The sequence below is a fragment of the Paracoccus sp. 08 genome (genome assembly GCF_024105395.1).
Taxonomy (GTDB): Bacteria; Pseudomonadota; Alphaproteobacteria; order Rhodobacterales; family Rhodobacteraceae; genus Paracoccus; species Paracoccus marcusii.
Genome location: NZ_WEKR01000018.1, coordinates 60,465 through 86,508, shown reverse-complemented (window position 1 = coordinate 86,508; position 26,044 = coordinate 60,465). Strand labels below are relative to the sequence as shown.

The 26,044-nt window shown below is 66.0% G+C and carries 27 protein-coding genes; 25 read left to right on the top strand and 2 right to left on the bottom strand.

Going from position 1 to position 26,044, the window contains the following annotated elements:
- The first annotated feature begins 193 nt into the window (after window positions 1–193).
- The 24 genes from GBO37_RS08495 to trmB all read left to right on the top strand — a co-directional run bounded on the left by GBO37_RS08495 (window position 194) and on the right by trmB (window position 22,061).
- Complete coding sequence (locus GBO37_RS08495; protein WP_240542551.1) at window positions 194–664, top strand: SH3 domain-containing protein; 471 nt, start codon at window positions 194–196, stop codon at window positions 662–664.
- Window positions 665–854: 190 nt separating this feature from the next.
- A complete protein-coding gene (ndhC, locus tag GBO37_RS08490) occupies window positions 855–1,172 on the top strand; it encodes an NADH-quinone oxidoreductase subunit A (RefSeq protein WP_206692694.1) in 318 nt (105 codons plus the stop codon).
- Window positions 1,172–1,696, top strand: coding sequence for an NADH-quinone oxidoreductase subunit B family protein (locus GBO37_RS08485; RefSeq protein ID WP_176695081.1), 525 nt, complete (start codon window positions 1,172–1,174; stop codon window positions 1,694–1,696). Before ndhC ends, GBO37_RS08485 begins: the two co-directional genes overlap by 1 nt.
- 2 nt (window positions 1,697–1,698) lie before the next feature.
- Window positions 1,699–2,319, top strand: a complete 621-nt coding sequence (locus GBO37_RS08480; protein ID WP_045998808.1) for an NADH-quinone oxidoreductase subunit C — start codon at window positions 1,699–1,701, stop codon at window positions 2,317–2,319.
- Window positions 2,316–3,557, top strand: coding sequence for an NADH-quinone oxidoreductase subunit D (locus GBO37_RS08475; protein ID WP_045998809.1), 1,242 nt, complete (start codon window positions 2,316–2,318; stop codon window positions 3,555–3,557). The genes GBO37_RS08480 and GBO37_RS08475 overlap by 4 nt, the downstream gene beginning before the upstream one ends.
- Complete coding sequence (gene nuoE, locus GBO37_RS08470; RefSeq protein WP_045998810.1) at window positions 3,557–4,450, top strand: NADH-quinone oxidoreductase subunit NuoE; 894 nt, start codon at window positions 3,557–3,559, stop codon at window positions 4,448–4,450. Before GBO37_RS08475 ends, nuoE begins: the two co-directional genes overlap by 1 nt.
- 35 nt (window positions 4,451–4,485) lie before the next feature.
- On the top strand, window positions 4,486–5,046 hold the full coding sequence (locus GBO37_RS08465) for a hypothetical protein (protein WP_252928378.1): 561 nt from the start codon (window positions 4,486–4,488) through the stop codon (window positions 5,044–5,046).
- Window positions 5,046–5,255, top strand: a complete 210-nt coding sequence (locus tag GBO37_RS08460) for a DUF5337 domain-containing protein (RefSeq protein ID WP_045998811.1) — start codon at window positions 5,046–5,048, stop codon at window positions 5,253–5,255. Before GBO37_RS08465 ends, GBO37_RS08460 begins: the two co-directional genes overlap by 1 nt.
- A 24-nt stretch (window positions 5,256–5,279) precedes the next feature.
- Window positions 5,280–6,575 carry an NADH-quinone oxidoreductase subunit NuoF gene (nuoF, locus tag GBO37_RS08455; protein ID WP_127898879.1) on the top strand — a complete coding sequence of 432 codons (1,296 nt, stop codon included), beginning with the start codon at window positions 5,280–5,282 and terminating at the stop codon, window positions 6,573–6,575.
- A gap of 101 nt (window positions 6,576–6,676) precedes the next feature.
- A complete protein-coding gene (locus GBO37_RS08450) occupies window positions 6,677–7,078 on the top strand; it encodes a DUF5333 domain-containing protein (RefSeq protein ID WP_127898878.1) in 402 nt (133 codons plus the stop codon).
- A gap of 10 nt (window positions 7,079–7,088) precedes the next feature.
- Entirely contained in the window at window positions 7,089–9,101 is a 2,013-nt protein-coding gene (gene nuoG, locus GBO37_RS08445; RefSeq protein WP_252928377.1) for an NADH-quinone oxidoreductase subunit NuoG, read from the top strand.
- A gap of 35 nt (window positions 9,102–9,136) precedes the next feature.
- On the top strand, window positions 9,137–9,853 hold the full coding sequence (locus GBO37_RS08440) for a hypothetical protein (protein WP_252928376.1): 717 nt from the start codon (window positions 9,137–9,139) through the stop codon (window positions 9,851–9,853).
- An 18-nt stretch (window positions 9,854–9,871) separates the two neighbouring features.
- Window positions 9,872–10,903, top strand: coding sequence for an NADH-quinone oxidoreductase subunit NuoH (nuoH, locus tag GBO37_RS08435; RefSeq protein ID WP_045998816.1), 1,032 nt, complete (start codon window positions 9,872–9,874; stop codon window positions 10,901–10,903).
- Window positions 10,904–10,906: 3 nt separating this feature from the next.
- Window positions 10,907–11,398, top strand: a complete 492-nt coding sequence (gene nuoI, locus GBO37_RS08430; protein ID WP_045998817.1) for an NADH-quinone oxidoreductase subunit NuoI — start codon at window positions 10,907–10,909, stop codon at window positions 11,396–11,398.
- The gene (locus tag GBO37_RS08425) at window positions 11,395–11,808 is read left to right on the top strand and encodes a carboxymuconolactone decarboxylase family protein (protein WP_045998818.1); all 414 of its coding nucleotides are present in this window, start codon (window positions 11,395–11,397) and stop codon (window positions 11,806–11,808) included. Before nuoI ends, GBO37_RS08425 begins: the two co-directional genes overlap by 4 nt.
- Window positions 11,805–12,407, top strand: a complete 603-nt coding sequence (locus GBO37_RS08420; RefSeq protein ID WP_252928375.1) for an NADH-quinone oxidoreductase subunit J — start codon at window positions 11,805–11,807, stop codon at window positions 12,405–12,407. Before GBO37_RS08425 ends, GBO37_RS08420 begins: the two co-directional genes overlap by 4 nt.
- A 58-nt stretch (window positions 12,408–12,465) precedes the next feature.
- Window positions 12,466–12,771 (top strand): NADH-quinone oxidoreductase subunit NuoK, encoded by a 306-nt coding sequence (nuoK, locus tag GBO37_RS08415; protein WP_042248542.1) that lies wholly within the window; start codon window positions 12,466–12,468, stop codon window positions 12,769–12,771.
- A 4-nt stretch (window positions 12,772–12,775) separates the two neighbouring features.
- Window positions 12,776–14,914 (top strand): NADH-quinone oxidoreductase subunit L, encoded by a 2,139-nt coding sequence (gene nuoL / locus GBO37_RS08410; protein ID WP_252928374.1) that lies wholly within the window; start codon window positions 12,776–12,778, stop codon window positions 14,912–14,914.
- A 1-nt stretch (window position 14,915) separates the two neighbouring features.
- On the top strand, window positions 14,916–16,469 hold the full coding sequence (locus GBO37_RS08405; protein ID WP_252928373.1) for an NADH-quinone oxidoreductase subunit M: 1,554 nt from the start codon (window positions 14,916–14,918) through the stop codon (window positions 16,467–16,469).
- A gap of 10 nt (window positions 16,470–16,479) precedes the next feature.
- Window positions 16,480–17,940 carry an NADH-quinone oxidoreductase subunit NuoN gene (gene nuoN, locus GBO37_RS08400; protein WP_252928372.1) on the top strand — a complete coding sequence of 487 codons (1,461 nt, stop codon included), beginning with the start codon at window positions 16,480–16,482 and terminating at the stop codon, window positions 17,938–17,940.
- Window positions 17,941–17,965: 25 nt separating this feature from the next.
- Window positions 17,966–18,700, top strand: coding sequence for a biotin--[acetyl-CoA-carboxylase] ligase (locus GBO37_RS08395; protein ID WP_252928371.1), 735 nt, complete (start codon window positions 17,966–17,968; stop codon window positions 18,698–18,700).
- A gap of 4 nt (window positions 18,701–18,704) precedes the next feature.
- Window positions 18,705–19,484 carry a type III pantothenate kinase gene (locus GBO37_RS08390; RefSeq protein ID WP_252928370.1) on the top strand — a complete coding sequence of 260 codons (780 nt, stop codon included), beginning with the start codon at window positions 18,705–18,707 and terminating at the stop codon, window positions 19,482–19,484.
- Window positions 19,477–21,153, top strand: a complete 1,677-nt coding sequence (locus GBO37_RS08385; RefSeq protein WP_252928368.1) for a ribonuclease J — start codon at window positions 19,477–19,479, stop codon at window positions 21,151–21,153. The genes GBO37_RS08390 and GBO37_RS08385 overlap by 8 nt, the downstream gene beginning before the upstream one ends.
- Before the next feature lie 194 nt (window positions 21,154–21,347).
- Window positions 21,348–22,061, top strand: coding sequence for a tRNA (guanosine(46)-N7)-methyltransferase TrmB (gene trmB, locus GBO37_RS08380; protein ID WP_148912088.1), 714 nt, complete (start codon window positions 21,348–21,350; stop codon window positions 22,059–22,061).
- 27 nt (window positions 22,062–22,088) lie between these two features.
- On the opposite strand, the gene glmS is transcribed toward trmB, so the two are convergent.
- On the bottom strand, window positions 22,089–23,906 hold the full coding sequence (glmS, locus tag GBO37_RS08375) for a glutamine--fructose-6-phosphate transaminase (isomerizing) (RefSeq protein ID WP_252928366.1): 1,818 nt from the start codon (window positions 23,904–23,906) through the stop codon (window positions 22,089–22,091).
- Window positions 23,906–25,249 carry a bifunctional UDP-N-acetylglucosamine diphosphorylase/glucosamine-1-phosphate N-acetyltransferase GlmU gene (gene glmU, locus GBO37_RS08370; RefSeq protein WP_252928364.1) on the bottom strand — a complete coding sequence of 448 codons (1,344 nt, stop codon included), beginning with the start codon at window positions 25,247–25,249 and terminating at the stop codon, window positions 23,906–23,908. Before glmU ends, glmS begins: the two co-directional genes overlap by 1 nt.
- 117 nt (window positions 25,250–25,366) lie before the next feature.
- Between glmU and GBO37_RS08365 the strand changes: the two genes are divergently transcribed.
- Window positions 25,367–26,041: an HAD-IA family hydrolase gene (locus GBO37_RS08365; protein ID WP_252928362.1), complete on the top strand. Its 675-nt coding sequence runs from the start codon at window positions 25,367–25,369 to the stop codon at window positions 26,039–26,041.
- Window positions 26,042–26,044: the final 3 nt, after the last annotated feature.

Sequence of the window (26,044 nt, the reverse complement as noted above, 5' to 3'; positions counted from 1 at the left end):
GGCACGCCCTTCCCATCGGCGGACGCTTTTGGCAAACTGCCCGCGTTGAGGGGCAGGCACAAGACCCCAGAAGGGGCGTCCGCGCCCCGCACAGGACAGGAACGGACAACGCATGACGGCACGGCCAGGCAGGACGGGCGCAAGGGTGGCACTTGCGCTTGTGGCGATGATGGGGGCTGCCGCCCCGCAGGCGATGGCCCAAAGCGAACCGCGACAAAGCCAGGGTGCGACCGAACAGCGGGGTCCGGTGACCAACCTGCCGCTGCCCCGCTATGTCAGCCTGAAGGGCAACGAAGGCAACGCCCGTCGCGGGCCCAGCCTGTCGCACCGCATCGACTGGGTGTTCCGCCATGCGGGGATGCCGCTGCGGGTGGTGGCCGAATTCGGTCATTGGCGCCGGGTCGAGGACAAGGACGGGGCAGGGGGCTGGATCCACTATGCGCTGCTGTCGGGGGTCCGCACCGCACTGGTCACCCAGGACATGCTGGAACTGCGCGCCCGACCGCATCGCGATTCCGACATCGTGGCGCGGGCCGAGGCCGGGGCCATCCTGCGGCTGAACGAATGCGAACCCGAATGGTGCCGCGTGTCGGGCGGCGGCCAGCGGGGCTGGGTGCCCAAGACGGCGATCTGGGGCGTGGACGCGGGCGAAATCCGCGACTGATCCGCGCCGCATTGCAACAATTCGCCGCGCTTTCGATCCCCTGCGCCCGTTGACCCCGGACGGTCACGGGTCTAAACCGCACTCAGCCAACCCGTCGCGGGGTCAGCCGTGATCCCCGCGACCGACAAGGGGATCGTCACCCGTGCAAAACATTACGCAGGATTATCTGCCCGTCCTGGTCTTCGCGGCGATGGCATCGGCCCTTGCGCTGATCCTGCTGCTCTCCGCGTTCGTCATCGCCGTGCGCAACCCCGACCCCGAAAAGGTCAGCGCCTATGAATCGGGCTTCAACCCGTTCGATGATGCGCGGATGAAATTCGACGTGCGATTCTATCTGGTGTCGATCCTGTTCATCATCTTCGACCTCGAGGTCGCGTTCCTGTTCCCCTGGGCGGTCAGCTTCCAGGCGATCAGCGAGACCGCGTTCTGGTCGATGATGGCGTTCCTGGGCGTGCTGACCGTGGGCTTTGCCTACGAGTGGAAGAAAGGAGCCTTGGAATGGGCGTGATGGCAGGGGCGAATACCGCCGGACCCGATCGCGAATACGCGACCAAGGCCCTGAACGCGGAGCTGCAGGACAAGGGTTTCCTGCTGACCACGACCGAGGACATCATCAACTGGGCGCGCAACGGCTCGCTGCACTGGATGACGTTCGGCCTGGCCTGCTGCGCGGTCGAGATGATGCAGACCTCGATGCCGCGCTATGACCTGGAACGCTTCGGGACCGCGCCGCGCGCCTCCCCGCGCCAGTCTGACCTGATGATCGTGGCGGGCACGCTGACCAACAAGATGGCCCCGGCGCTGCGCAAGGTCTATGACCAGATGCCGGAACCGCGTTACGTCATCAGCATGGGCAGCTGCGCCAATGGCGGCGGCTATTACCATTACAGCTATTCCGTGGTGCGCGGATGCGACCGGATCGTGCCCGTGGACATCTATGTCCCCGGCTGCCCGCCGACCGCCGAGGCGCTGCTTTACGGCATCCTGCAACTTCAGCGCCGCATCCGGCGCACCGGCACGCTGGTGAGGTGATCATGGCGACCTATACCGATCCCGACGCGCTGGACCAGCTGGCCGAGCACATCAAGCTGCGCCGCCCGAACGAGGTCATCGGCACCGACGTGGCCTTTGGCGAACTGACCGTGACGGCCACGGCCAGCGGCATCCTGGATCTGCTGGATTTCCTGCGCAGCGACAGCAGCTGCCGGTTCTCCACGTTGGTCGACATCACCGCCGTCGATTACCCGTCGCGCCAGCAGCGGTTCGACGTCGTCTGGCACTTCCTGTCGATGTACCAGAACCACCGCATCCGCGTGAAGGTCGCCATCCGCGAGGATGAGATGCTGCCGACGCTGACCGCGATCTATCCCGCCGCAAACTGGTTCGAGCGCGAGATCTTCGACATGTTCGGGATCCTGTTCACCGGTCACCCGGACCTGCGCCGCATCCTGACCGACTATGGCTTTTCCGGCCATCCGCTGCGCAAGGACTTTCCGACCACCGGCTATGTCGAGGTTCGGTATGACGACGCCGAAAAGCGCGTGATCTATGAACCCGTGTCGCTGGTGCAGGAATACCGGCAGTTCGATTTCCTGTCGCCCTGGGAAGGCGTGCAATACGCCCTGCCCGGCGACGAAAAGGGGGCCGCGAAATGATGGACGGCGACATCCGCGCGAACAGCTATGACGACGGCAGCCACGACCTGGTGACCGGCGAACAGCGCATCCGCAACTTCAACATCAACTTCGGTCCGCAACACCCTGCCGCGCATGGCGTTCTGCGCATGGTGCTGGAGCTGGACGGCGAGGTCGTGGAACGCGCCGACCCGCATATCGGCCTGCTGCACCGCGGCACCGAGAAGCTGATGGAGAGCCGGACCTATCTTCAAAACCTGCCGTATTTCGACCGGCTGGATTACGTGTCGCCGATGAACCAGGAACACGCCTGGTGCCTGGCGATCGAACGTCTGACCGGTACGGTCGTGCCGCGGCGCGCCAGCCTGATCCGGGTGCTGTTCTGCGAGGTGGGGCGTATCCTGAACCACCTTCTGGGCCTGACGACCGGCGCGCTGGATGTCGGCGCCCTGACCCCGCCGCTATGGGGCTTCGAGGCGCGCGAGGATCTGATGATCTTCTATGAACGCGCATCGGGCGCGCGTCTGCACGCGGCCTATTTCCGGCCGGGCGGCGTCCATCAGGACCTGACCCCCGACCTGCTGGACGACATGGAGGCGTGGTGCGAACGTTTCCCCAAGGTTCTGGACGATCTGGACACGCTGCTGACCGAAAACCGCATCTTCAAGCAGCGGCTGGTCGACATCGGCATCGTGTCCGAACAGGATGCGTTGGATTGGGGTTTCTCGGGCGTGATGGTGCGCGGATCGGGCATGGCCTGGGACCTGCGTCGCAGCCAGCCTTACGAATGCTATGACGAATTCGACTTCAAGATCCCGGTCGGTACGAACGGCGACTGCTATGACCGTTTCCTGTGCCGGATGCAGGAAATGCGTGAATCGACGCTGATCATGAAGCAGGCGATCGCCAAGCTGCGGGCCGAAGGGCCGGGCGAGGTTCTGGCCCGCGGCAAGCTGACCCCGCCCAAGCGGGGCGACATGAAGCGGGACATGGAAAGCCTGATCCATCACTTCAAGCTGTACACCGAGGGCTTCCGCGTTCCCGCCGGAGAGGTCTATGCCGCCGTCGAGGCCCCCAAGGGCGAGTTCGGCGTCTATCTGGTCAGCGACGGCACCAACCGTCCCTATCGTGCGAAACTTCGTGCGCCGGGGTTCCTGCACCTTCAATCCATGGACTGGATGTCCAAGGGCCATCTGCTGGCCGACGTCCCGGCCCTGATCGCCACCCAGGATATCGTCTTCGGAGAGGTTGACCGCTGATGCTGCGCCGCCTGCACCCCGTCCAGCCGGACAGTTTCGAATTCACGCCTGCGAACCTGGAATGGGCGCAGGCACAGATCACCAAATACCCCGAGGGTCGTCAGCAATCGGCGATCATTCCTGTCCTGTGGCGTGCCCAGGAACAGGAAGGCTGGCTGTCGCGTCCTGCCATCGAATATTGCGCCGAACTGTTGGGCATGGCCTATATCCGGGCGCTGGAAGTGGCGACGTTCTACTTTATGTTCCAGCTGCAACCCGTTGGGACTGTTGCGAACATCCAGATCTGCGGCACCACGACCTGCATGATCTGCGGGGCCGAGGACCTGGTCGCGGTCTGCAAGCGCAAGATCGCGCCCACGCCGCATACCCTGTCGGCGGACGGCAAGTTCAGCTGGGAGGAGGTCGAGTGCCTTGGCGCCTGCGCCAACGCCCCGATGGCCCAGATCGGCAAGGACTACTATGAGGATCTGACGCCCGAGAGCCTTGAGGCGCTGATCGACCGCATGTCGGCCGGAGAGGTTCCGGTGCCCGGATCGCAGACCGGTCGCTTTGCCTCCGAACCCGTCAGCGGACTGACCAGCCTGGCCGATCTGAAGGGACAGGAGGGTCACAACGCCAGCGTGCAACTGGCCTCTGACCTGGGTGAGACGCTGAAGCGGATCGACGGGACCGAGGTTCCGATCCTGACGAAATGGCGCCGCAAGCCCGATGCCGCGGCGGACGACCAGACCGGGGTGGACACCGCGCCGGAACGCGAACCGCGCCCGTCGGACGGGGCACCGGTCGATTCGACCGGCGTGACCGAGCAGGAGGCGCAGGCCAGTTCGGCCGCGCGCCCGGTTTCGGCGCGCGAACCGGCCGATGTGCGCAAGGATGACAAGGACCGCGACTGACCGCAGCCCGACGACCCGCAGAAAGGACGCCAGCCATGACACCCGCCAGCACAACCACCGGAGCCGTCACGGCGCTGCTGGTCTTTCTGGGCATCGGCCTGTTCGGGCAGATGGGCTGGCTGGCGGCCTTGGTGCTGKCGCTGATCGCGGGTGGCCTGCTGGCCCTGATGATGGCTTGGCTTGGCGATCCCCGCGGGGTCCGAATGGACGAGCCGGACTGGGACGCGATGCCGCTGCCGTGTCAGCCTGTCGCGGCCGCGCCCGTCCGGCAGGCACCGGCGCCTGCGGCTGCGCCCGAGATTGCGCCGTCGGGGGATGCCATTCCGCCAGCCGCCCCGCGCGAGACGCCGGACGCCGCGCGCAGCATCTATGCCGGCGGGCCGGACGACCTGCGTGCCATAAAGGGCATCGGGCCGAAGGTCCAGCAGGCGCTGGAGCAGGCGGGCGTGACGCGGTTCGCGCAGATCGCCGCCTGGGACGATGCCGACGTGGATCGCATGGCGGCCGGGATCGGCCGCGCCGCGTCGCGTATCCGTAATGACGACTGGGTGGGGCAGGCGCGCGCGCTGGCCGCACGCAGGCAGGAGGCGGGGTGATGGCGGACCCCGCGCAGGACGCCCGCCAGATGCGGCTGGTCGCGATCGTGATCGCGACGACCATGCTGATCTGGCTCGCCATCCAGGCGATCGGGCAGCACTATGACTGGGCGGCGCGGTGGGCCTTTCTGGCCGACCTTGCCGCCATCGGCGCTTTTGTCTGGTCGCTGATCGTGACCTGGCGTATCTGGCGGCGCAGGAATGCGTGACGCCGGGAATAAAGGACGTATCGGATGCTGAAAGACCAGGATCGCATTTTCACCAACCTGTATGGCATGGGCGACCGCAGCCTGGCGGGCGCGCAGAAGCGTGGCCATTGGGACGGGACCGGCGACATCATCGGCCGCGGGCGCGACAAGATCATCGAGCAGGTCAAGGCTTCGGGGCTGCGTGGACGCGGCGGCGCAGGCTTTCCGACCGGTCTGAAATGGTCCTTCATGCCCAAGGAATCGGACGGCCGGCCCAGCTATCTGGTGATCAACGCCGACGAATCCGAGCCTGCGACCTGCAAGGACCGCGAGATCATGCGCCATGATCCGCACACCCTGATCGAGGGTGCGCTGATCGCAAGCTTCGCGATGAACGCGCATGTCTGCTACATCTACCTGCGCGGCGAATACATCCGCGAAAAGGAGGCCCTGCAGGCCGCCATCGACGAATGCTATGACGCGGGGCTTCTGGGCGCGAATGCGGCCGCGTCGGGATGGGATTTCGACCTTTACCTGCATCACGGTGCCGGTGCCTATATCTGCGGCGAGGAAACCGCGCTGCTGGAAAGCCTGGAGGGCAAGAAGGGCATGCCGCGCATGAAGCCGCCCTTCCCGGCGGGCGCGGGTCTCTATGGCTGCCCGACCACGGTGAACAACGTCGAATCCATCGCCGTCGTGCCGACGATCCTGCGCCGCGGGGCGGAGTGGTTCGCGGGCTTTGGCCGTCCGAACAACGCGGGCGTCAAGCTGTTCGGCCTGACCGGACACCTGAACGCGCCATGCGTGGTCGAGGAGGCCATGTCGATCAGCATGAAGGAGCTGATCGAGAAGCATGGCGGCGGCGTGCGCGGCGGCTGGAAGAACCTCAAGGCGGTGATTCCCGGCGGTGCCTCCTGCCCGGTCCTGACGGCCGAGCAGTGCGAGAACGCCATCATGGATTACGACGGCATGCGCGAGCTGAAATCCAGCTTTGGCACCGGCTGCATGATCGTGATGGATCAGTCGACCGACATCATCAAGGCGATCTGGCGCCTGTCCGCCTTCTTCAAGCACGAAAGCTGCGGCCAGTGCACGCCCTGCCGCGAGGGCACCGGCTGGATGATGCGCGTCATGGCGCGCCTGGTGTCGGGCGAGGCCGAGGTCGAGGAGATCGACATGCTGCTTGACGTGACCAAGCAGGTCGAAGGCCATACCATCTGTGCCTTGGGCGACGCGGCGGCATGGCCGATCCAGGGCCTGATCCGCAATTTCCGCGGAGAGATCGAGGATCGCCTGATCGCCAAGAAGACCGGGCGCACGGGCGCGCTGGCCGCGGAATGAGCATGACGGCGGCATATCACGATCCCCGCACGGGGTCGTGTCGGGCAATGCGCCCGGCCGGCGATTACGTGGAGGCACGTGATCACCGAGAGGATGCCGTGATGAAACGACCCATGCTTGCCGCCATCGCCCTGGCGTTCCTGGCCCTTCCTGCCGCCGCGCAGGTGCCGCTGAGCCAGGAGACCTACATCAACGACCGGCTGGTCCAAGCCCGTGTGGCCGACATGCTGCGCCGGGGATGCCCCGACATCAGCGCGCGGATGATCCGTGCCTTCAGCGAGGCGCGCGCGCTGAAACGCTATGCCCTGGATCAGGGCTATTCCGAGACCGAGATCGAGACCTTTCTGGACAGCCGCGAGGATCGCCGACGCATCTATGCCGAGGCAGACCGCTATATGGTCCAGAACGGTGTCGTGAACGGACAGCCGGAAACCTTTTGCCGCCTCGGGCGGGACGAAATCGCACGGCAGACGGTCGCAGGATCGCTGCTGAGTGCCAGATAAGGAAGTCATCATGGCCGAATTGCGGACAATCAAGATCGACGGCATCGAGATCCAGGTCGATCCGAACCTGACCTTGATCCAGGCCTGCGAGCAGGCCGGGATCGAGATCCCGCGTTTCTGCTATCACGAGCGGCTGTCCATCGCGGGCAACTGCCGGATGTGCCTGGTCGAGGTCGTGGGCGGCCCGCCCAAGCCCGCCGCCTCCTGCGCGATGCAGGTCAAGGACATGCGCCCCGGTCCCGACGGCGCCCCGTCCGAGATCCGCACCAACAGCCCGATGGTCAAGAAGGCCCGCGAAGGCGTGATGGAGTTCCTGCTGATCAACCATCCGCTGGATTGTCCGATCTGCGACCAGGGCGGCGAATGCGACCTGCAGGACCAGGCGATGGCGTACGGCGTCGATTTCAGCCGCTATCGCGAGCCCAAGCGTGCCTCCGAGGAGCTGAACCTGGGGCCGCTGGTCGAGACCCACATGACGCGCTGCATCAGCTGCACCCGCTGCGTGCGCTTCACGACCGAGGTCGCGGGCATCACCCAGATGGGCCAGACCGGTCGCGGCGAGGACAGCGAGATTACCAGCTATCTGAACGAGACGCTGGAATCGAACCTGCAGGGCAACATCATCGACCTGTGCCCGGTGGGCGCGCTGGTGTCGAAGCCCTATGCCTTCACCGCCCGCCCGTGGGAACTGACCAAGACCGAGACGATCGACGTCATGGACGCGCTTGGCAGCGCGATCCGCGTGGACACCAAGGGCCGCGAAGTGATGCGCATCCTGCCGCGCAATCATGACGCGGTGAACGAGGAGTGGATCAGCGACAAGACCCGCTTCGTCTGGGACGGTCTGCGCCGCCAGCGTCTGGACACCCCCTATCTGCGCGAGAACGGCCGCCTGCGCCCGGCCACCTGGCCCGAGGCGCTGACCGCTGCCGCCCGCGCGATGCAGGGCGGCAAGGTCGCGGGCCTGGTCGGCGACCTGGCCTCGGTCGAGGCGGCCTTCAGCCTCAAGACCCTGGTCGAGGGGCTGGGCGGTTCGGTGGAATGCCGCACCGACGGCGCGCGCCTGCCCGCGGGCAACCGGTCGGGCTATGTCGGCAATGCAGTGATCGAGGATATCGACACCGCCATGTCGATCCTGCTGATCGGGACCAACCCGCGCGACGAGGCGGCCGTGCTGAACGCCCGCCTGCGCCGGGCCTGGGCGCGCGGAGCGCAGGTCACGGTCGTCGGTCCGGCGGTCGATCTGACCTTCGATTATGACCATGCGGGCACCGACCGCGCGGCGCTGTCCGCCTTGCTGGACAAGGCCGAACAGTCCGAGGACGCGGGCATTATCATCATCGGGCAGGGCGCCCTGCGCGAGGCCGACGGCGAGGCCGTGCTGGCCGCCGCCCAGGCCTTGGCCCAGGCCACCGGTGCGCGCCTGCTGGTCCTGCACACCGCCGCGGGCCGCGTGGGTGCGATGGACGTGGGTGCCGTGACCGAGGGCGGGATGTCCGCCGCGATCGACGGGGCGCAGGTGATCTTCAACCTGGGCGCCGATGAGGTCGAGATCGCCGCGGGTCCGGTGGTCATCTATCAGGGCAGCCATGGCGACCGGGGCGCGCATCGCGCCGACATCATCCTGCCCGCCGCCTGCTATACCGAAGAGATGGGCCTGTTCGTGAACACCGAGGGCCGTCCCCAGCTGGCCATGCGCGCCAATTTCGCGCCTGGCGAGGCCAAGGAGAACTGGGCCATCCTGCGCGCGCTGTCGGCCGAGCTGGGCCAGACCCTGCCGTGGGACAGCCTGGCTCAGTTGCGTCGTGCGCTGGTCGAGGCCGTGCCGCATCTGGGCCAGGTCGATCAGGTCGTCGAGAGCGACTGGCAGCCCCTGCCGATGCGGGACCTGGGCCAGGCGGCCTTCGTGAACCCGATCCGTGATTTCTACCTGACGAACCCGATCGCACGCAGCTCTCCGCTGATGGGAGAGTTGTCGCGCATGGCTGCGGCGCGCCATATGCCCGCGTTGGCTGCGGAGTAACAAGGATGACCCCCACTGTTCGGACAAGCGCTTCGGTGACGGCCCTGATCGGGGCCGTCTTGGCCCTGTCGGGCTGCATGCAGACCTCGACCAGTGGGGGGGCGGAGGCGCGTCCTCCGGTGGCGGCCTCGGTGGCGGGGGGCGACAGGCTTGGCCGCGCCCGCGTGTCCAGCCAGTCGGGAGAGATCCTTATCCTGGAGGAGGACGGCAGCGTCACGACGATGGATCTGGACAGCCCCGGCGGCCGCGACGCCTTTGCTGTGACCGAGGCCGACCTCGAGGCGCTGAACCAGAACCTGGACCTGGATTTCGCAGGCCTGGTCGCGCCCAACCGCCCGCGGGAGAAGACCGCGCAGCAGAAGGCGCTGGAGGCGTTCGCCGCGCGGACCCAGCCCGCGCTGCCGGTGCTGGCCGAGGGGACCGAGATCGCGCCCGAATCCTTCATTGCCGTGCAGGTGGTGCCGCTGAACCGCGGCGCGGGGGCCGATCTGGTCGAGGTGACGGCCAATCTGCAGCAGGGGGTGGACGCGGATATCGCGTTCTCGTATGCCACCTGCGCATTGGCCGGTTGGGCCCGCGACAACGGCAACCCCTATGGTCGGCATGTCCGCACGCTGCAGGCTGAACGGAACGGCAAGCTGCTGATCGGATCGGCGTTCCTGCTGTCGGACAGCAAGCCGATGGGATTGCGGGTGATGGAAACGGAAGAGACCTTGCGCGAATGCGACGCACGCGGCATTCCAACGGCGTAAGGCAAAGGGACTGGCATCATGGCTGAATTTTGGGCATCCTCCTGGGGCATCGCGCTGATCCTGCTGGCGCAGGGCCTGGCGCTGATCGTCTTCGTGATGCTGTCGCTGGTCTACATGGTCTATGGCGACCGCAAGATCTGGGCGGCGGTGCAGATGCGCCGCGGACCCAACGTGGTCGGGCCCTGGGGCGTCCTTCAGACATTCGCCGACGCGCTGAAATTCGTGGTCAAGGAAATCGTCGTGCCCGCGGGCGCGGACAAGTTCGTGTTCTTCCTGGCGCCGTTCCTGTCGATGATGCTGGCGCTGCTGGCCTTCGTGGCGATTCCCTTTGCGCCGGGCTGGGTGATGGCCGACATCAACGTTGGCATCCTGTTCATCTTCGCGGTCTCCTCGCTGGAGGTCTATGGGGTGATCATGGGGGGCTGGGCGTCCAACTCCAAGTTCCCGTTCCTGGGCTCGCTGCGGTCGGCCGCGCAGATGATCAGCTATGAGGTCAGCCTGGGCCTTATCATCATCGGCGTGATCATCTCGGCAGGCTCGATGAACCTGACGGCCATCGTCGAGGCGCAGCGCGGGGCGGGACTGCTGTCCTGGTTCTGGCTGCCGCACCTGCCGATGGTCGTGCTGTTCTTCGTCTCGGCCCTGGCCGAGACCAACCGCCCGCCCTTCGACCTGCCGGAAGCGGAATCCGAACTGGTCGCGGGCTTCATGACCGAATACTCCTCGACCCCCTATCTGCTGTTCATGGCCGGCGAATACATCGCCATGTGGCTGATGTGCGCGCTGATCAGCCTGCTGTTCTTCGGCGGCTGGCTGTCGCCCATCCCCGGCCTGCCGGACGGCGCGATCTGGATGTTCCTCAAGATGGTCATCTGGTTCTTCATGTTCGCGATGGTGAAGGCCATCGTGCCGCGGTACCGCTATGACCAGTTGATGCGGATCGGCTGGAAGGTGTTCTTGCCACTGTCCCTGGGCTGGGTCGTGATCGTGGCGTTCCTTGCGAAATTCGAAGTCTTCGGGACCTTCTGGGCCCGTTGGGCAGGAGTGTAAAAGATGGCTTTCGACGTCGTCCGCGCCACCAAGTACTTCCTGATGGTGGATTTCATCAAAGGGTTCGGCCTGGGCATGCGCTATTTCTTCGCGCCCAAGGCGACCATCAACTATCCCCACGAGAAGGGTCCGCTGTCGCCGCGCTTCCGCGGCGAGCACGCCCTGCGCCGCTATCCCAACGGCGAGGAACGCTGCATCGCCTGCAAGCTGTGCGAGGCGATCTGTCCCGCGCAGGCGATCACCATCGATGCCGAACCGCGCGACGACGGCTCGCGCCGCACGACGCGCTATGACATCGACATGACCAAGTGCATCTATTGCGGCTTCTGCCAGGAGGCCTGCCCGGTGGATGCGATCGTCGAGGGGCCGAACTTCGAATTCGCCACCGAGACCCGCGAGGAGCTGTTCTACAACAAGGACAAGCTGCTGGATAACGGCGCCCGTTGGGAATCCGAGATCGCGCGCAACCTGGCGATGGACGCGCCCTACAGATGACCGATCCCTTCACCAAGATGTTTCAGCAGATGCTGAGCCAGGGACAGGAGATGGCGCGGACCTTCAATCCGGCGCTGGAGCATTTCGACGTCAAGGCGTTCGAGAAGATGTTTCCGACCATGCCCGCGGACATGCTGGAGATGTGGTTCGGCAAGACCTTCAACCGCGACGGTTTGGATGCGCGCACCCGCCTGCTGGTGACCATCGCGGCAATGACCGTGCAGGGCGCGCTGGCCGAACCGCAGATGCGCATGACCATCCGTCATGCCATCGAGGCAGGCGCCACCCCGCGCGAGATCGCCGAGGTGATCTATCAGATGGGCATGTTCGGCGGCCTGCCGGCGATGCAGAAGGCGCTGGAGATCGCCCAGGGCGTCTTTACCGAATCCGAGGGGAGCCCCCAGTCATGATGACATTCGCATTCTACCTGTTCGCCATCTCTGTCTGCACGGCGGGCTTCATGGTGGTGCTGGCGCGCAACCCGGTCCATTCGGTGCTGTGGCTGATCCTGGCCTTCCTGTCGGCCGCGGGGCTGTTCGTCCTGCTGGGCGCCGAGTTCGTGGCCATGCTGCTGATCATCGTCTATGTCGGTGCGGTCGCGGTGCTGTTCCTGTTCGTGGTCATGATGCTGGACGTGGACTTCACCAAGCTGAAGGGTGAGTTCGCGCGCTATCTGCCGCTGGCCGGCCTGATCGCCATCGTCCTGCTGGCGCAGCTGGCCATCGCCTATGGCGCGTGGGAAAGCAGCGACCAGTCGGCGACCCTGCGGTCCGTGCCGATGGCGACCGAGGTTATGAACACCAACGCGATCGGTCTGCTGCTCTATGACCGCTACATCCTGCCGTTCCAGATCTCGGGCCTGATCCTGCTGGTCGCGATGATCGGGGCGATCACGCTGACCATGCGGCACCGCACCAACGTCAAGCGCCAGGACGTGATCGCCCAGATGCACCGCGATCCGGCCAAGGCCATGCAGCTGCGCGACGTCAAGCCGGGGCAGGGGCTGTAAGCTTCCGCCCCAGCCAACGGAATATCAACGGGTGAGAGAGCCCGGAGGGACTGAACTGATGATCGGATTGACACATTACCTGGTCGTGGGCGCGATATTGTTCGTCGCCGGGATCTTCGGCATCTTCGTGAACCGCAAGAACGTCATCGTCATCCTGATGTCGATCGAGCTGATGCTGCTGGCGGTCAACATCAACTTCGTGGCCTTCTCGGCCCATCTGGGCGATCTGGGCGGGCAGATCTTCACCATGTTCATCCTGACCGTCGCCGCGGCCGAAGCGGCCATCGGCCTGGCCATCCTGGTCGTCTTCTTCCGCAACCGCGGCACGATCGCGGTGGAAGATGTCAACGTGATGAAGGGTTAGGGTCATGGCTCAGTTCATTCTTTTCGCGCCCCTGCTGGGTGCGCTGATCGCGGGCTTCGGCTGGCGCCTGATCGGAGAGCGCGGCGCGCAGATCCTGACGACAGCCATCCTGTTCGCCGCCGCGGCCCTGTCCTGGGTGGTCTTCCTGACCTTGGGCGAGCAGCAGAGCATACCGGTCATGGACTGGATCGTCTCGGGCGACTTCACCTCCGAATGGGCGATCCGCCTGGACCGCCTGACCGCGATCATGCTGATCGTGATCAACTCGGTCTCGGCGCTCGTGCACCTCTACAGCTTCGGCTACATGGCGCATGACGAGAATTTCGGCGATGACGAGCCCTACCGCGCGCGTTTCTTCGCCTATCTGTCGTTCTTCACCTTCTCGATGCTGATGCTGGTGACCTCCGACAACCTGCTGCAGATGTTCTTCGGTTGGGAAGGCGTGGGCGTCGCCTCCTATCTGCTGATCGGCTTCTATTTCAAGAAGCAGTCGGCGGGCGCCGCCGCGATGAAGGCGTTCATCGTCAACCGCGTGGGTGACTTCGGCTTTCTTCTGGGCATCTTCGGCCTGTGGTGGATGACCGGGTCGATCCAGTTCGACGAGATCTTCGCCCAGGTCCCGATGCTGGCCCAGACCGAGATGACCTTCCTGTGGCGTGACTGGAACGCCGCCAACGTGCTGGCGATCCTGCTTTTCATCGGCGCAATGGGCAAGTCGGCGCAGCTGTTCCTGCACACCTGGCTGCCCGACGCGATGGAGGGCCCGACCCCGGTGTCGGCCCTGATCCACGCGGCGACCATGGTCACCGCGGGCGTGTTCCTGGTCTGCCGGATGTCGCCGCTTTACGAATTCGCGCCCGAAGCCAAGATGTTCATCGTCTATATCGGCGCGACCACCGCCTTCTTCGCTGCGACTGTCGGTCTGGTCCAGAACGACATCAAACGCGTCATCGCCTATTCGACCTGTTCGCAGCTGGGCTACATGTTCGTGGCAGCAGGCGTCGGCGTCTATTCGGTCGCCATGTTCCACCTGTTCACGCATGCCTTCTTCAAGGCCATGCTGTTCCTGGGCGCGGGTTCGGTGATCCACGCGATGCATCACGAACAGGACATGCGGAACTATGGCGGGCTGCGCAAGAAAATCCCGCTGACCTTCGCGGCGATGATGATCGGCACGCTGGCCATCACGGGCGTGGGCATCCCGCTGACCCATATCGGCTTCGCGGGCTTCCTGTCCAAGGATGCCGTGATCGAGAGCGCCTTCGTCGGCAGCACCTATGCCTTCTGGATGCTGGTGATCGCCGCGCTGATGACCAGCTTCTATTCCTGGCGACTGATGTTCATGACGTTCTTCGGCACGCCGCGCGGCGATCATCATGCGCATGACCACGCGCATGAGAGCCCGCGCGTGATGACCGCGCCGCTGGTCGTGCTGGCCTTCGGCTCGATCTTCGCAGGCATGATCTGGTACAACAGCTTCTTCGAGGAGGAGGGCGTTGCCGGCTTCTTCGGGATCGAGGCCGCTGTCCACCACGAGGAGGCCGGCCATGCCGAAAGCGCCGCCGTCGCGGGCACCGGCACGGCCCTGGAAGGCAGCGTGGCCGAGGCCCCCGCAGCGGAGCCCGAGGGTGCCGCAACCCACGCCGCCGCAGGCGCGGCCGAGGATCCGGCCGACATCGCCAGCTATACCGTGACGCCCGGTGCGATCTACATGCGGCCGGACAACCACGTGATGCATGACGCCCACTATGTCCCCGCCTGGGTCAAGGTGTCGCCGTTCATCGCGATGCTGATCGGGTTCGGTCTGGCCTGGCTGATGTACATCCGCCGTCCCGAACTGCCCGGCCAGCTGGCGGCGCAACAGCGGGGCCTGTACCAGTTCCTGCTGAACAAGTGGTATTTCGACCAGGCCTATGACGCGATCTTCGTGCGTCCCGCACGCTGGATCGGCCGCAAGCTGTGGACGGCCGGTGACGGAGCCGTTATCGACGGCGCCATCAACGGGCTGGCCTTGGGAATCATCCCGCGCCTGACCCGGTTCGCCGGACGGGTGCAGTCGGGCTATCTGTTCCACTACGCCTTCGCGATGGTTCTGGGCATCGTGGGCTTGCTTATCTGGGTGATGATGCGGGGCGCGCACTGACATGACGAACCTTCTTTCCATCATCACCTTCCTGCCGATCGTGGCGGCGGGCATCCTGGCCCTGTTCCTGCGCGGCGACGACGCGGCATCGCAGAAGAACGCCAAGTGGCTGGCCCTGATCGCGACCAGCGCGACCTTCCTTGTGTCGCTGTTCCTGCTGTCGGGCTTCGAGCCTGCGAACACGGGCTTTCAGTTCGTCGAGGATCACGCCTGGATCATGGGCCTGCGCTACAAGATGGGCGTCGACGGGATCTCCGTCCTGTTCATCATGCTGACCACCTTCCTGATGCCGCTGACCATCCTGTCCTGCTGGGACGTCAAGATGCGGGTCAAGGAATACATGATTGCCTTCCTGGTGCTGGAAGGGCTGATGATCGGCGTCTTCGCGGCGCTGGACCTGATCCTGTTCTACCTGTTCTTCGAGGCGGGGCTGATCCCGATGTTCCTGATCATCGGCATCTGGGGTGGCAAGAACCGCATCTATGCCTCGTTCAAGTTCTTCCTCTATACGTTCATCGGCTCCGTGCTGATGCTCGTCGCGATGATCGCGATGGCACGCACTGCGGGCACCACCGACATCGCCCAGCTGCTGTCCTTCGACTTTCCATCCGAGACGATGGCGATCATGGGCTTCAGCATCGTCGGCGGCATGCAGACGCTGCTGTTCCTGGCCTTCTTCGCCAGCTTCGCGGTCAAGATGCCGATGTGGCCGGTCCACACCTGGCTGCCCGACGCGCACGTGCAGGCGCCGACTGCGGGGTCCGTGGTCCTTGCGGCGGTTCTGCTGAAGATGGGGGGCTACGGCTTCCTGCGCTTCAGCCTGCCGATGTTCCCGGTGGCGTCCGACCTGCTGCAGGGCGTCGTCCTGTGGATGTCCGCCATCGCGATCGTCTACACCTCGCTGGTGGCACTGGCACAGTCGGACATGAAGAAGCTGATCGCCTATTCGTCGGTCGCCCACATGGGCTATGTGACCATGGGCATCTTTGCCGCCAATCAGCAGGGGCTGGACGGGGCGATCTTCCAGATGCTGTCGCACGGCTTCATCTCGGGGGCGCTGTTCCTCTGCGTGGGCGTCATCTACGACCGCATGCACACGCGCGAGATCGACGCCTATGGCGGTCTGGTGAACCGGATGCCGGTCTATGCGCTGGTCTTCATGTTCTTCACCATGGCCAACGTGGGCCTGCCCGGCACATCGGGCTTCGTGGGCGAGTTCCTGACCCTAATGGGGACGTTCCATGCCAACACCTGGGTGGCCTTTGTCGCGGCAACCGGCGTGATCCTGTCGGCGGCCTATGCGCTGTGGCTTTACCGCCGCGTCACCATGGGCGCGCTGATCAAGGAAAGCCTGCGCACGATCACCGACATGACTCCGCGCGAACGCTGGATCTTTGCGCCGCTGATCGCCATGACCCTGATCCTGGGCGTCTATCCGCGCCTGGTCACCGACATCACCGGCCCCTCGGTCCAGGCGCTGCTGGTGAATTACAACGACGCGCTGCCTGCTGATGCGGCGACGGGCGACCTGGCCTCGGCCACCGCCAGCCATTGAGGAACGCACGATGACCGGTTTGGATATCTCCACCATTCTGCCCGAGCTGCTGCTGGCGATCTATGCGCTGGCTGCGCTGCTGGCGGGGGCCTATCTGGGCAAGGACCGGATCGCACGGCAGATCCTGTGGGCCAGCGTGGCGGCGCTTCTGGCGGCGGCGATGGTCGTGGGCATGGCCGACCGCCCGCAGCAGAGCGCGTTCTTCGGGATGTTCATGGACGACGCCTTCGGCCGTTTCGCCAAGGTCACGATCCTGCTGTCCGGCGCCGCGGTGCTCGCAATGAGCGCCGAGTACATGGAACGGCATCGCCTGATGCGGTTTGAATACCCCATCCTGATCGTGCTGGCGACCGTCGGCATGATGGTGATGGTGTCGGCCGGCGACCTGCTGTCATTGTACATGGGACTGGAGCTGCAGTCGCTGGCGCTGTACGTCGTCGCCGCGATGCGCCGCGAAAGCGTCAAGTCGTCCGAAGCCGGGTTGAAGTATTTCGTGCTGGGTGCGCTCAGCTCTGGCCTGCTGCTCTATGGTGCGTCGGTGGTCTACGGCTTTGCCGGCACCACGCAATTCGCCGGCATCATGCAGGCCGTTCAGGCCGGAAGCCTGCCCCTGGGCCTGCTGTTCGGTCTGGTGTTCCTGCTGGTCGGCCTGGCCTTCAAGGTGTCCGCCGTGCCGTTCCACATGTGGACGCCCGACGTCTACGAAGGCTCGCCCTCGCCGGTGACCGCGTTCCTGGCCACTGCGCCCAAGGTCGCGGCGATGGCGCTGATCGCGCGGCTGATGTTCGACGCCTTCGGGAACGTGCCGGCCGATTGGGGTCAGATCATCGCGGTGCTGGCGCTGCTGTCGATGTTCCTAGGCTCGATCGCGGGCATCGGTCAGCGCAACATCAAGCGTCTGATGGCCTATTCCTCGATCGCGCATATGGGCTTTGCACTGGTCGGCCTGGCTGCGGGCACCGCCTATGGGGTGCAGGCCATGCTGATCTACATGGCCATCTATGCGGTCATGAACGTAGGCAGCTTTGCCTTCATCCTGTCGCTGGAACGCGATGGCCGCCCGATCACCGACCTGGAGAGCCTGAACCGCTTTGCCAGCGCCGAGCCGCTGAAGGCGATGGCGGTCCTGCTGCTGATGTTCAGCCTTGCGGGCGTGCCGCCGCTGGTCGGTTTCTGGGCCAAGTACGGCGTGCTGTCGGCAGCGGTCGATGGTGGCATGGCATGGCTGGCGGTCGCCGGCGTGATCGCATCGGTCGTCGGCGCGTTCTACTACCTTCGCATCGTGTACTACATGTATTTCGGCGCCGAGACCGAGGGCGTGACCAGCCGCATGGGCAGCGTGCAGTACGCCGCCCTGCTGGTGCCGGCCTTCGCGCTGCTGCTGGGTTCGATCACCCTGCTGGGCATCGACGATGCCGCTGCGCTGGCTGCGCAATCGCTGGTCGGTCAAGCCACGGTTGCGGGTGAATAACCCGCCCGCCACATGGCCCCAGGGCGTGGCACGCCATGTCCTGGACCGTGTGGACAGCACCAACGCCGAAGCCTTCAGGCTGGCCCCGACGCTTGGTGGGCCGGCCTGGATCATGGCGCGCGAACAGCAGGCCGGCCGTGGCCGCCGCGGCCGCGCCTGGACCGATCCGCCCGGAAACTTTGCCGCGACGCTGGTCCTGCGCCCGCAGGGGGCTGCGGCCGATGCGGCGAGGTTGTCTTTCGTCGCGGCGCTGGCCGTGCATGACGCGCTGCGCGACCTCTGCGGTCCAGCGCTGAACCTGTCCCTGAAATGGCCCAACGACGTCCTGCTGAACGGCGGCAAGCTGTCCGGCATCTTGCTGGAGAGCAGCGGGGCAGGGGGACAGGTCGCGGTGTTGGCGATCGGCATCGGCGTCAATCTGGCGCAGGCCCCGGAGCCGTCCGAGGTCGAGGCCGGGGCGCTGCGTCCGGTCAGCCTGGCCGGAGAGACCGGCCTGACCGTGACGCCCGACGATCTGCTGGACGCGTTGGCCGTCCGTTTCGACGAAGGCATGCGGCAGATGTCGGCCTATGGCTTTGCGCCGATCCGCGCAGCCTGGCTGGCCCGCGCCGCAAGGCTGGGAGAGACGATCACCGCCCGCACCGGCACCGCTGAGATCACCGGGCGCTTCGACGGTATCGACGAAACCGGCGCCCTGATCCTGACGGGTCCGCGCGGCCGCCAGGCGATTTCCGCCGCAGACATCCATTTCGGGGGCTAGATCCATGCTGCTGTGCATCGATACCGGCAACACGAACACCGTCTTCTCGATCTGGGACGGAACGCGGTTCCTGTCCCATTGGCGGATCCGCACGGATCATCGGCGGACGGCGGACGAATACTATGTCTGGCTGTCCMCGCTGATCGCGGTGCAGCGGTTCGAGCTGCAGATCGACGCCTGCATCATCAGCGCCACGGCGCCGCGGGTGGTCTTCAATCTGCGGGTGCTGTGCAACCGCTATTTCGACACGCGGCCCCTGGTGGTGGGCAAGCCCGACTGCCTGCTGCCGGTGCCGCCGCGGGTCGATGCGGGGACGACCGTGGGGCCCGACCGGCTGGTGAACACGGTCGGCGCCTATGACCGGCACGGTCCGGACCTGATCGTGGTCGATTTCGGCACGGCCACCACATTCGACGTGGTCGACATCGACGGCGCCTATATTGGGGGCGTCATCGCGCCGGGTGTGAACCTGTCGCTGGAGGCGCTGCACATGGGGGCGGCGTCCCTGCCGCATGTCGATGTGACGATGCCCGCGACGGTGATCGGCACGAATACGGTTGCATGTATCCAGTCAGGCGTGTTCTGGGGATATGTGGGGCTGGTCGACGGTATCGTGGACAAGATCCGCGCCGAGCGCGACCGACCCATGAAAGTGATAGCCACTGGCGGGCTTGCGCCATTGTTCGATCAGGGGTTCGACCTGTTCGATGCGATTGAAGACGATTTGACGATGCACGGGCTTCGGCTCATTCACGACTTTAACAAGGAGATGGGAAATGGCTGAACGCCTGATCTATCTGCCGCTCGGCGGAGCGGGCGAAATTGGCATGAACGCCTATGTCTATGGATACGGCCTGCCCGGCAAGGAGCGGCTGATCCTGGTGGACCTGGGCGTAACCTTCGGCGACATGGAGGGCAGCCCGGGGATCGACCTGATCATGCCCGACCTGACCTGGCTGGAGAAGAATCGCCACCGGCTGGAGGCGATCTTCGTCACCCACGGCCACGAGGACCATATCGGCGCCATCGCGCATCTGTGGAAGCGGCTGGACGTGCCGATCTATGCGCGCCGCTTCACCGGGACGCTGGTGCGCCTGAAGATGGAAGAGCACGGCCTGCCGACCGAGGTGGTCAACATCACCGAGGCGCGCCCCGCCGTGACCAATGTCGGCCCCTTCGGCGTGCAGTTCGTGCCGATCAGCCATTCGATCCCGGAAAGCAGCGCGCTGATCATCGACACGCCTGCGGGTCGGGTCGTGCATACGGGCGACTTCAAGATGGACGTGACCCCGGTCGTGGGCGACGCCTTCGATCCGGTCGGCCTGTCGCAGATCGCCGCCGAGGGCAAGGGCGTCAAGGTCCTGGCCTGCGACAGCACGAACATCTTCTCGACCCATCCCGGCCGGTCCGAGGCGGTTCTGGCGACCCCGATCCTGGAATGGGTCATGGCGCAGCAGAACATGGTTGTGGCCACCACCTTTGCCAGCAATATCGCGCGTCTGAAAACGCTGGCCGATGCGGCCCGCGCTTCGGGGCGCAAGGTTTGCCTGTTGGGCCGCGCGATGCGGCGCATGGTCAGCGTGGGTTTCGACAGCGGCATCCTTAAGGATTTCCCCGAGACGATCGGGCCCGAGGAGGCCGCCAAGCTGCCGCGCAACAAGGTCCTGCTGCTGGTCACCGGCAGCCAGGGAGAGCGTCGCGCCGCCAGCGCGCAGCTGTCTCGTGGCCGCTATCTGGGCCTGTCACTGAAGGAGGGGGACAGCTTCCTCTTCAGCTCCAAGACCATTCCCGGCAACGAGAAGTCGGTCGGCCGCATCATGAATGCTTTGAGCGAGGCGGGCGTCGAGGTCTGGGACGCCGATGACGGGCTCTACCACGTCTCGGGTCACGCGAACCGGCCCGACATCGAGGCGATGCACGACCTGCTGCGGCCCAAGGTCGTGATCCCCATGCATGGCGAGCACCTGCACCTGCGCGAGCACGTGATGCTGGCCCGTGCCAAGGGCATGACCGCCGAGATCGTGACCAACGGCACGATGCTGGACCTGACGGGCGATCGCCCCAAGGTCTGCGATCAAGTCGAAACGGGGCGTCTCTATCTGGACGGCAACCTGCTGATCGGCGCGATGGACGGGGTCGTGCGCGACCGCATCCGCATGGCGCTGAACGGGCACGCGATGGTCAGCGTGATCGTGGACGAGGACGACAATGTCCTGCCCGATGCCTGGGTCGAACTGATGGGCCTGTCCGAGCGGACCCGTTCGGGCGGCGAGCTGGCCCGCCAGATCGAGGCCGAGCTGTCCGAGTTCCTGGAGCGTGCCGACGCCCGCACCGTGCGCGACGACGGCAAGATGGACGAGGCGATCCGCAAGATCACCCGCCAGGTCGCGATGGAGGAGATCGGCAAGAAGCCCGAGGTCACCGTCAGCATCAGCCGCCTGATGGCCGACTGACCGGAACCAGGCTTGCGTCCCGCGACGGGCCGGGGGGCCAGCCCCCCGGACCCCCCGATGTCCCACGGAGCGGAGGCGAAGGCTTGATCATCCCGCAGGGGGTCAGGGGGGTGCGAAGCCCCCCGGCCACCGCGGGACGCAAAGCCGCACAGGGGGCTTGAAACCGCACCGCGCTTGCGGCAATGCCCGGCGTCATGAGCGACACATCCGAATCCGGCTTTGATCCGAACCCGCCCCGCCGCAACTTCTATGGACGGCGGCACGGCAAGACCCTGCGGCAGAGCCAGAAGGGTTATCTGTCCGAGGACCTGGGCGAGCTGCGGCCCCGCGGCATCACCCTGCAGGACAACCCGGAACGCACCCCGGTCGATCCTGCCGCGATCTTCGGCAACGACCGTCCCGTCTGGCTTGAGGTGGGCTTTGGCGGTGGCGAGCACATGGTCCACATGGCCGCCACCTATCCCGACATCAACATCATCGGATGCGAGCCGTTTATCAACGGCGTCGCGATGCTGCTGGGCAAGATCCGGGCGGCGGGCGTGACGAATGTCAGCGTCCACCCGGGCGATGCGCGCGACCTGATGGATGTGCTGCCCGATGCCAGCGTCGAGCGCGCCTTCCTGATGTATCCGGATCCCTGGCCCAAGGCGCGCCACCATCGGCGGCGGTTCGTGACGCCCGAACACCTGCGCCCCCTGGCCCGCGTGATGCGCCCCGGCGGGATCTTTCGCGTCGCCAGCGACATCCCGGACTATATCCGTCAGACCCGCGAGGAGGTACCGCCCGCCGGGTTCGAGACGCTCGACGACACCGCTGTCGCATGGGACGACTGGATCAGCACCCGTTACGAGCAGAAGGCCCTGCGCGAGGGGCGTCCGCCCCATTACGTGACCTTTCGCCGTCTGTAAGGAAAGGCCCGCCGAAGCGGGCCTTTTTCATTCCACGGTGACGGATTTTGCCAGGTTGCGGGGCTGATCGACATCGGTGCCCTTGGCGACCGCCGTGTGATAGGCAAGGTACTGCATCGGCACGGCATAGAGAATCGGCTGGAACACTCCGCCGCCGGTGGGCAGGGCCAGGCTGGCGGTGATGCCGTCGCCCGCCGCCGCAATCCCCGCCGCGTCCGAAATCAGCAGGACCTGGCCGTGACGGGCCATCACCTCCTGCATGTTCGAGATGGTCTTGTCGAACAGCGCGTCATGCGGCGCCAGCACCACCACCGGCACGTCGCCGTCGATCAGCGCGATGGGGCCGTGCTTCAGCTCTCCGGAGGCATAGCCCTCGGCGTGGATATAACTTAGCTCCTTGAGCTTGAGCGCGCCTTCCAGCGCGACGGGGTACAATGCGCCCCGGCCCAGATAAAGGACGTCGCGGGCCTGCGCCAGCCAGTCGGCCTGCATCCGGCAGTCGTCCGACAGGGCCAGCGCCTGCGCCAGCAGCGCGGGGATGGCGCGCAGGTCGCGCAGATGGGCCGTCAGGGCGGCATCGTCGAGCCGACCACGGTCATGCGCCGCCTTCAGCGTCAGCACGGCCAGCACGGCCAGCTGGCAGGTGAAGGCCTTGGACGATGCCACGCTGACCTCGATCCCCGCCAGGGTTGGCAACGCCATGTCGGCGTCGCGCGCGATGGCCGACGTGCCCACGTTCACCAGCCCCACGGTCCGCGCGACCTTGCCGCGGGCATAATGCAGGGCGGCCAGCGTATCCGCCGTCTCTCCGGACTGGCTGACGGCGATGAACAGGCTGCGATCCGACAAGGGCGGTTCGCGATAGCGGAATTCGGAGGCGACATCGATGTCGCAGGGCAGGCCCGCCAGCTGTTCGAACCAGTATTTCGCCACATGCCCCGCCAGATGCGCGGTGCCGCAGCCGACCAGGGTCACCCGGTCCAGGTCCGCGAAATCCAGGCCGTCCGGCAGGACGATGCGGTCGCCCTTGACGTAATGGTTCAGCACGTCGCCGATCACCACCGGCTGTTCGGCGATTTCCTTGGCCATGAAGTGACGGTGCCCGGCACGGTCGATGACGGTCGCGCCGACATCGATGCGGGCGGTGGCGCGGTGGACCTGGTGGCCCTCCGCGTCCCAGATCTGCACGCCCGCGCGTGTCAGAACGGCGTGGTCGCCATCCTCCAGATAGGTGATGCGGTCCGTGAAGGGCGCCAACGCCACCGCGTCCGAACCAAGATACATCTCCTTGTCGCCATGGCCCACGGCCAGCGGGCTGCCCTTGCGGGCCGCGATCAGCAGGTCGGGCTGATCCTGGAACAGGAAGGCCAGCGCAAAGGCCCCCTGCAGGCGGGCCAGCGTGGCACGGGCGGCCTCCACCGGCGACAGGCCCTGATCCAGGTGATGCGCGGTCAGGAGCGCGACGGTTTCGGTGTCCGTCTGCGATTCTGGCATGATGCCCCGATCGGCCAGTTCGGCGCGCAGTTCGCGAAAGTTCTCGATGATGCCGTTATGGACGACGGCGACGGGGCCGGACTGATGAGGATGGGCGTTGACCTCGGTCGCGGCGCCATGGGTGGCCCATCGCGTGTGTCCGATACCCGCATGCCCCGTCAGCGGCCGATGGACCAGCAGGTCCGACAGGTTGACCAGCTTGCCCACCGCGCGCCGGCGCGACAGCTGTCCGGTCGCGTCCACGGTCGCCACGCCGGCGCTGTCATAGCCGCGGTATTCCAGCCGCTTCAGCGCATCGACCAGCTGCGGGGACACCTCGTGGTTGCCCAGGATTCCGATGATGCCGCACATCAGCGCGCCTCCTTCTTCAGCCGCAGCGCCGCCATCAGGCGGGTCGCCAGGCCCGGTTTCGTGACCTGGCGGGCCCGGCCAATGGCCAGGGCGCCGTCCGGGATGTCCTCGGTGATGGTGCTGCCCGATCCGGTCATGGCGTCCGCGCCGACATGGACGGGGGCCACCAGCATCGTGTCGCTGCCGATGAAGGCGCGCGGGCCGATCGTGGTCCGATGCTTGGAGACGCCGTCGTAATTGCAGGTGATGGTGCCAGCGCCAATATTCGTGTGCTCGCCCACATGGGCGTCGCCCAGATAGGTCAGATGGCCGACCTTGACGCCCTCGTCCAGGACGGCGTTCTTGATCTCGACGAAGTTGCCGACATGGACATCCGTGCCCAATTCGGCGCCGGGGCGCAGACGGGCAAAGGGTCCGACGGTGGCCCCTTCACTGACATGACAACCCTCCAGATGGCAAAAGGGCAGGATCTCGGCGCCCGATTCCACCGTCACGCCGGGGCCGAAGACGACGTTCGGCCCGATCACGGCGTCGCGCCCGATAACCGTGTCCAGCGCCAAAAAGACGCTGGCCGGATCGGTCAGGGTCACCCCGTCTTCCATCAGGGCCGCACGGGCACGGGCCTGGAAGGCGGCCTCGGCTGCTGCCAGTTCGGCGCGGGTATTGATGCCAAGCGTCTCGGCCTCGTCGCAGATCACGACGTCGGCGCGGCGCCCCTCGGCGCGGGCCAGGGCCACCAGGTCGGTCAGATAGTACTCGCCCGCGGCATTGTCGTTGCCCAGGCCCATGATCAGGCGGCGCAACAGATCGGCCTGCAGCGCCATGACGCCGGAATTGCACAGCACGATCTCGCGGGTCGCGGCGTCGGCGTCCTTGTACTCGACGATACGCTCCAGCCCGCGGTCGGTGACGACCAGCCGCCCATAGCGGCCGGGATCGTCCGCCTCGAAGCCCAGAACGACCAGATCGGCGGGGTGGGCTGCCAGTTCGTCCAGCGTGTCCTGGGCGATGAAGGGGGTGTCACCATAAAGGATGATCACCCGTCCCTCAAATCCTTCCAGGCTGGGCAGTGCCTGGCGCACGGCGTGCCCGGTGCCCAGCTGTTCGGCCTGCAGCACGGTCGCGGCCTCGGGGTCCAGCTTGGCCACCGCCCGGGCGACGGCGTCCGCGCCGTGGCCCGTCACGACCACGATCTGTTCGGGCTGCAGGTTGCGCGCCGCGCGCAGCGCATGCCCGACCAGCGGCACCCCGCCAAGACGGTGCAGGACCTTGGGCAGGTCCGATTGCATCCGGCTGCCCTGTCCCGCCGCCAGAACCACGACCGCCAATCCAGCTTCCGACATCACCGCCCCCATCGCCTGTTTGCTTTTTCTTCATGGCGTTCTAATCGGGGCGGGACGCGCTGGAAAGGCCCGGCGCGGTCACCTTTGTTTTCCGAACATTTCCACGGGGGATGGCGCATGGCGGGTACGGTGGTCTTCGATCTGGACGGAACGCTGGCGGATACGTCGGGCGATCTGGTCGCGGCGGCGAATGCGTGCTTTCGCGCGCGGGGCCTGGGCGACCTGCTGGACCCGGTCGCGGATGCGCTGATCGCGTTTCATGGCGGACGGGCGATGCTGCGGGCGGGCTATGGCCGGATGTCGAGCGACACGCTGCTGCCCCCCGGTGCCGAGGATGAGGATTTCGACAGCCTGCTGTCCCATTACGGTGCGGCGATCGCCGTGCACACGCAGCTGTATCCGGGGGTCGAGGCGGCGCTGGACCGTCTGGCCGCCGACGGGCACCGCCTGGCCGTCTGCACCAACAAGCCCGAGGCCCTGGCCGAGACGCTGCTGCGCGAACTGGGCATCCGCGACCGGTTCGGCGCCATGATCGGCGCGGACACGCTGCCGGTGCGCAAGCCCGACCCGCGCCCCTATCAGGCCGCCGTCGAGGGCGCGGGCGGCACCGTCGCGCAGTCCTTCCTGGTGGGCGATACCGAGACCGACCGCAAGACGGCCGCGGCTGCCGGGGTGCGCGTCGCACTGGTCAGCTTCGGTCCCGAGGGCGAGGCGATCTCTCGCCTGGCGCCCGAGGTTCTGCTGGCGCATTTCGACCAGCTGCCCGCCATCGCCCGCGACTGGCTGGGCTGAGGG

Excerpts from the sequence above, each read along its gene's own strand:
- nuoN (WP_252928372.1), top strand. The coding sequence starts at position 16,480 with ATGACCGGTTTGGATATCTCCACCATTCTGCCCGAGCTGCTGCTGGCG.
- nuoI (WP_045998817.1), top strand. The coding sequence starts at position 10,907 with ATGGCTTTCGACGTCGTCCGCGCCACCAAGTACTTCCTGATGGTGGAT.
- GBO37_RS08495 (WP_240542551.1), top strand. The coding sequence starts at position 194 with ATGGCCCAAAGCGAACCGCGACAAAGCCAGGGTGCGACCGAACAGCGG.
- nuoK (WP_042248542.1), top strand. The coding sequence starts at position 12,466 with ATGATCGGATTGACACATTACCTGGTCGTGGGCGCGATATTGTTCGTC.
- GBO37_RS08450 (WP_127898878.1), top strand. The coding sequence starts at position 6,677 with ATGAAACGACCCATGCTTGCCGCCATCGCCCTGGCGTTCCTGGCCCTT.
- GBO37_RS08405 (WP_252928373.1), top strand. The coding sequence starts at position 14,916 with ATGACGAACCTTCTTTCCATCATCACCTTCCTGCCGATCGTGGCGGCG.
- glmU (WP_252928364.1), bottom strand. The coding sequence starts at position 25,249 with ATGTCGGAAGCTGGATTGGCGGTCGTGGTTCTGGCGGCGGGACAGGGC.
- nuoF (WP_127898879.1), top strand. The coding sequence starts at position 5,280 with ATGCTGAAAGACCAGGATCGCATTTTCACCAACCTGTATGGCATGGGC.
- nuoL (WP_252928374.1), top strand. The coding sequence starts at position 12,776 with ATGGCTCAGTTCATTCTTTTCGCGCCCCTGCTGGGTGCGCTGATCGCG.
- ndhC (WP_206692694.1), top strand. The coding sequence starts at position 855 with ATGGCATCGGCCCTTGCGCTGATCCTGCTGCTCTCCGCGTTCGTCATC.
- nuoG (WP_252928377.1), top strand. The coding sequence starts at position 7,089 with ATGGCCGAATTGCGGACAATCAAGATCGACGGCATCGAGATCCAGGTC.
- GBO37_RS08485 (WP_176695081.1), top strand. The coding sequence starts at position 1,172 with ATGGCAGGGGCGAATACCGCCGGACCCGATCGCGAATACGCGACCAAG.
- GBO37_RS08475 (WP_045998809.1), top strand. The coding sequence starts at position 2,316 with ATGATGGACGGCGACATCCGCGCGAACAGCTATGACGACGGCAGCCAC.
- glmS (WP_252928366.1), bottom strand. The coding sequence starts at position 23,906 with ATGTGCGGCATCATCGGAATCCTGGGCAACCACGAGGTGTCCCCGCAG.
- GBO37_RS08425 (WP_045998818.1), top strand. The coding sequence starts at position 11,395 with ATGACCGATCCCTTCACCAAGATGTTTCAGCAGATGCTGAGCCAGGGA.
- GBO37_RS08460 (WP_045998811.1), top strand. The coding sequence starts at position 5,046 with ATGGCGGACCCCGCGCAGGACGCCCGCCAGATGCGGCTGGTCGCGATC.
- GBO37_RS08420 (WP_252928375.1), top strand. The coding sequence starts at position 11,805 with ATGATGACATTCGCATTCTACCTGTTCGCCATCTCTGTCTGCACGGCG.
- GBO37_RS08480 (WP_045998808.1), top strand. The coding sequence starts at position 1,699 with ATGGCGACCTATACCGATCCCGACGCGCTGGACCAGCTGGCCGAGCAC.
- nuoE (WP_045998810.1), top strand. The coding sequence starts at position 3,557 with ATGCTGCGCCGCCTGCACCCCGTCCAGCCGGACAGTTTCGAATTCACG.
- nuoH (WP_045998816.1), top strand. The coding sequence starts at position 9,872 with ATGGCTGAATTTTGGGCATCCTCCTGGGGCATCGCGCTGATCCTGCTG.
- GBO37_RS08385 (WP_252928368.1), top strand. The coding sequence starts at position 19,477 with ATGGCTGAACGCCTGATCTATCTGCCGCTCGGCGGAGCGGGCGAAATT.
- GBO37_RS08365 (WP_252928362.1), top strand. The coding sequence starts at position 25,367 with ATGGCGGGTACGGTGGTCTTCGATCTGGACGGAACGCTGGCGGATACG.
- trmB (WP_148912088.1), top strand. The coding sequence starts at position 21,348 with ATGAGCGACACATCCGAATCCGGCTTTGATCCGAACCCGCCCCGCCGC.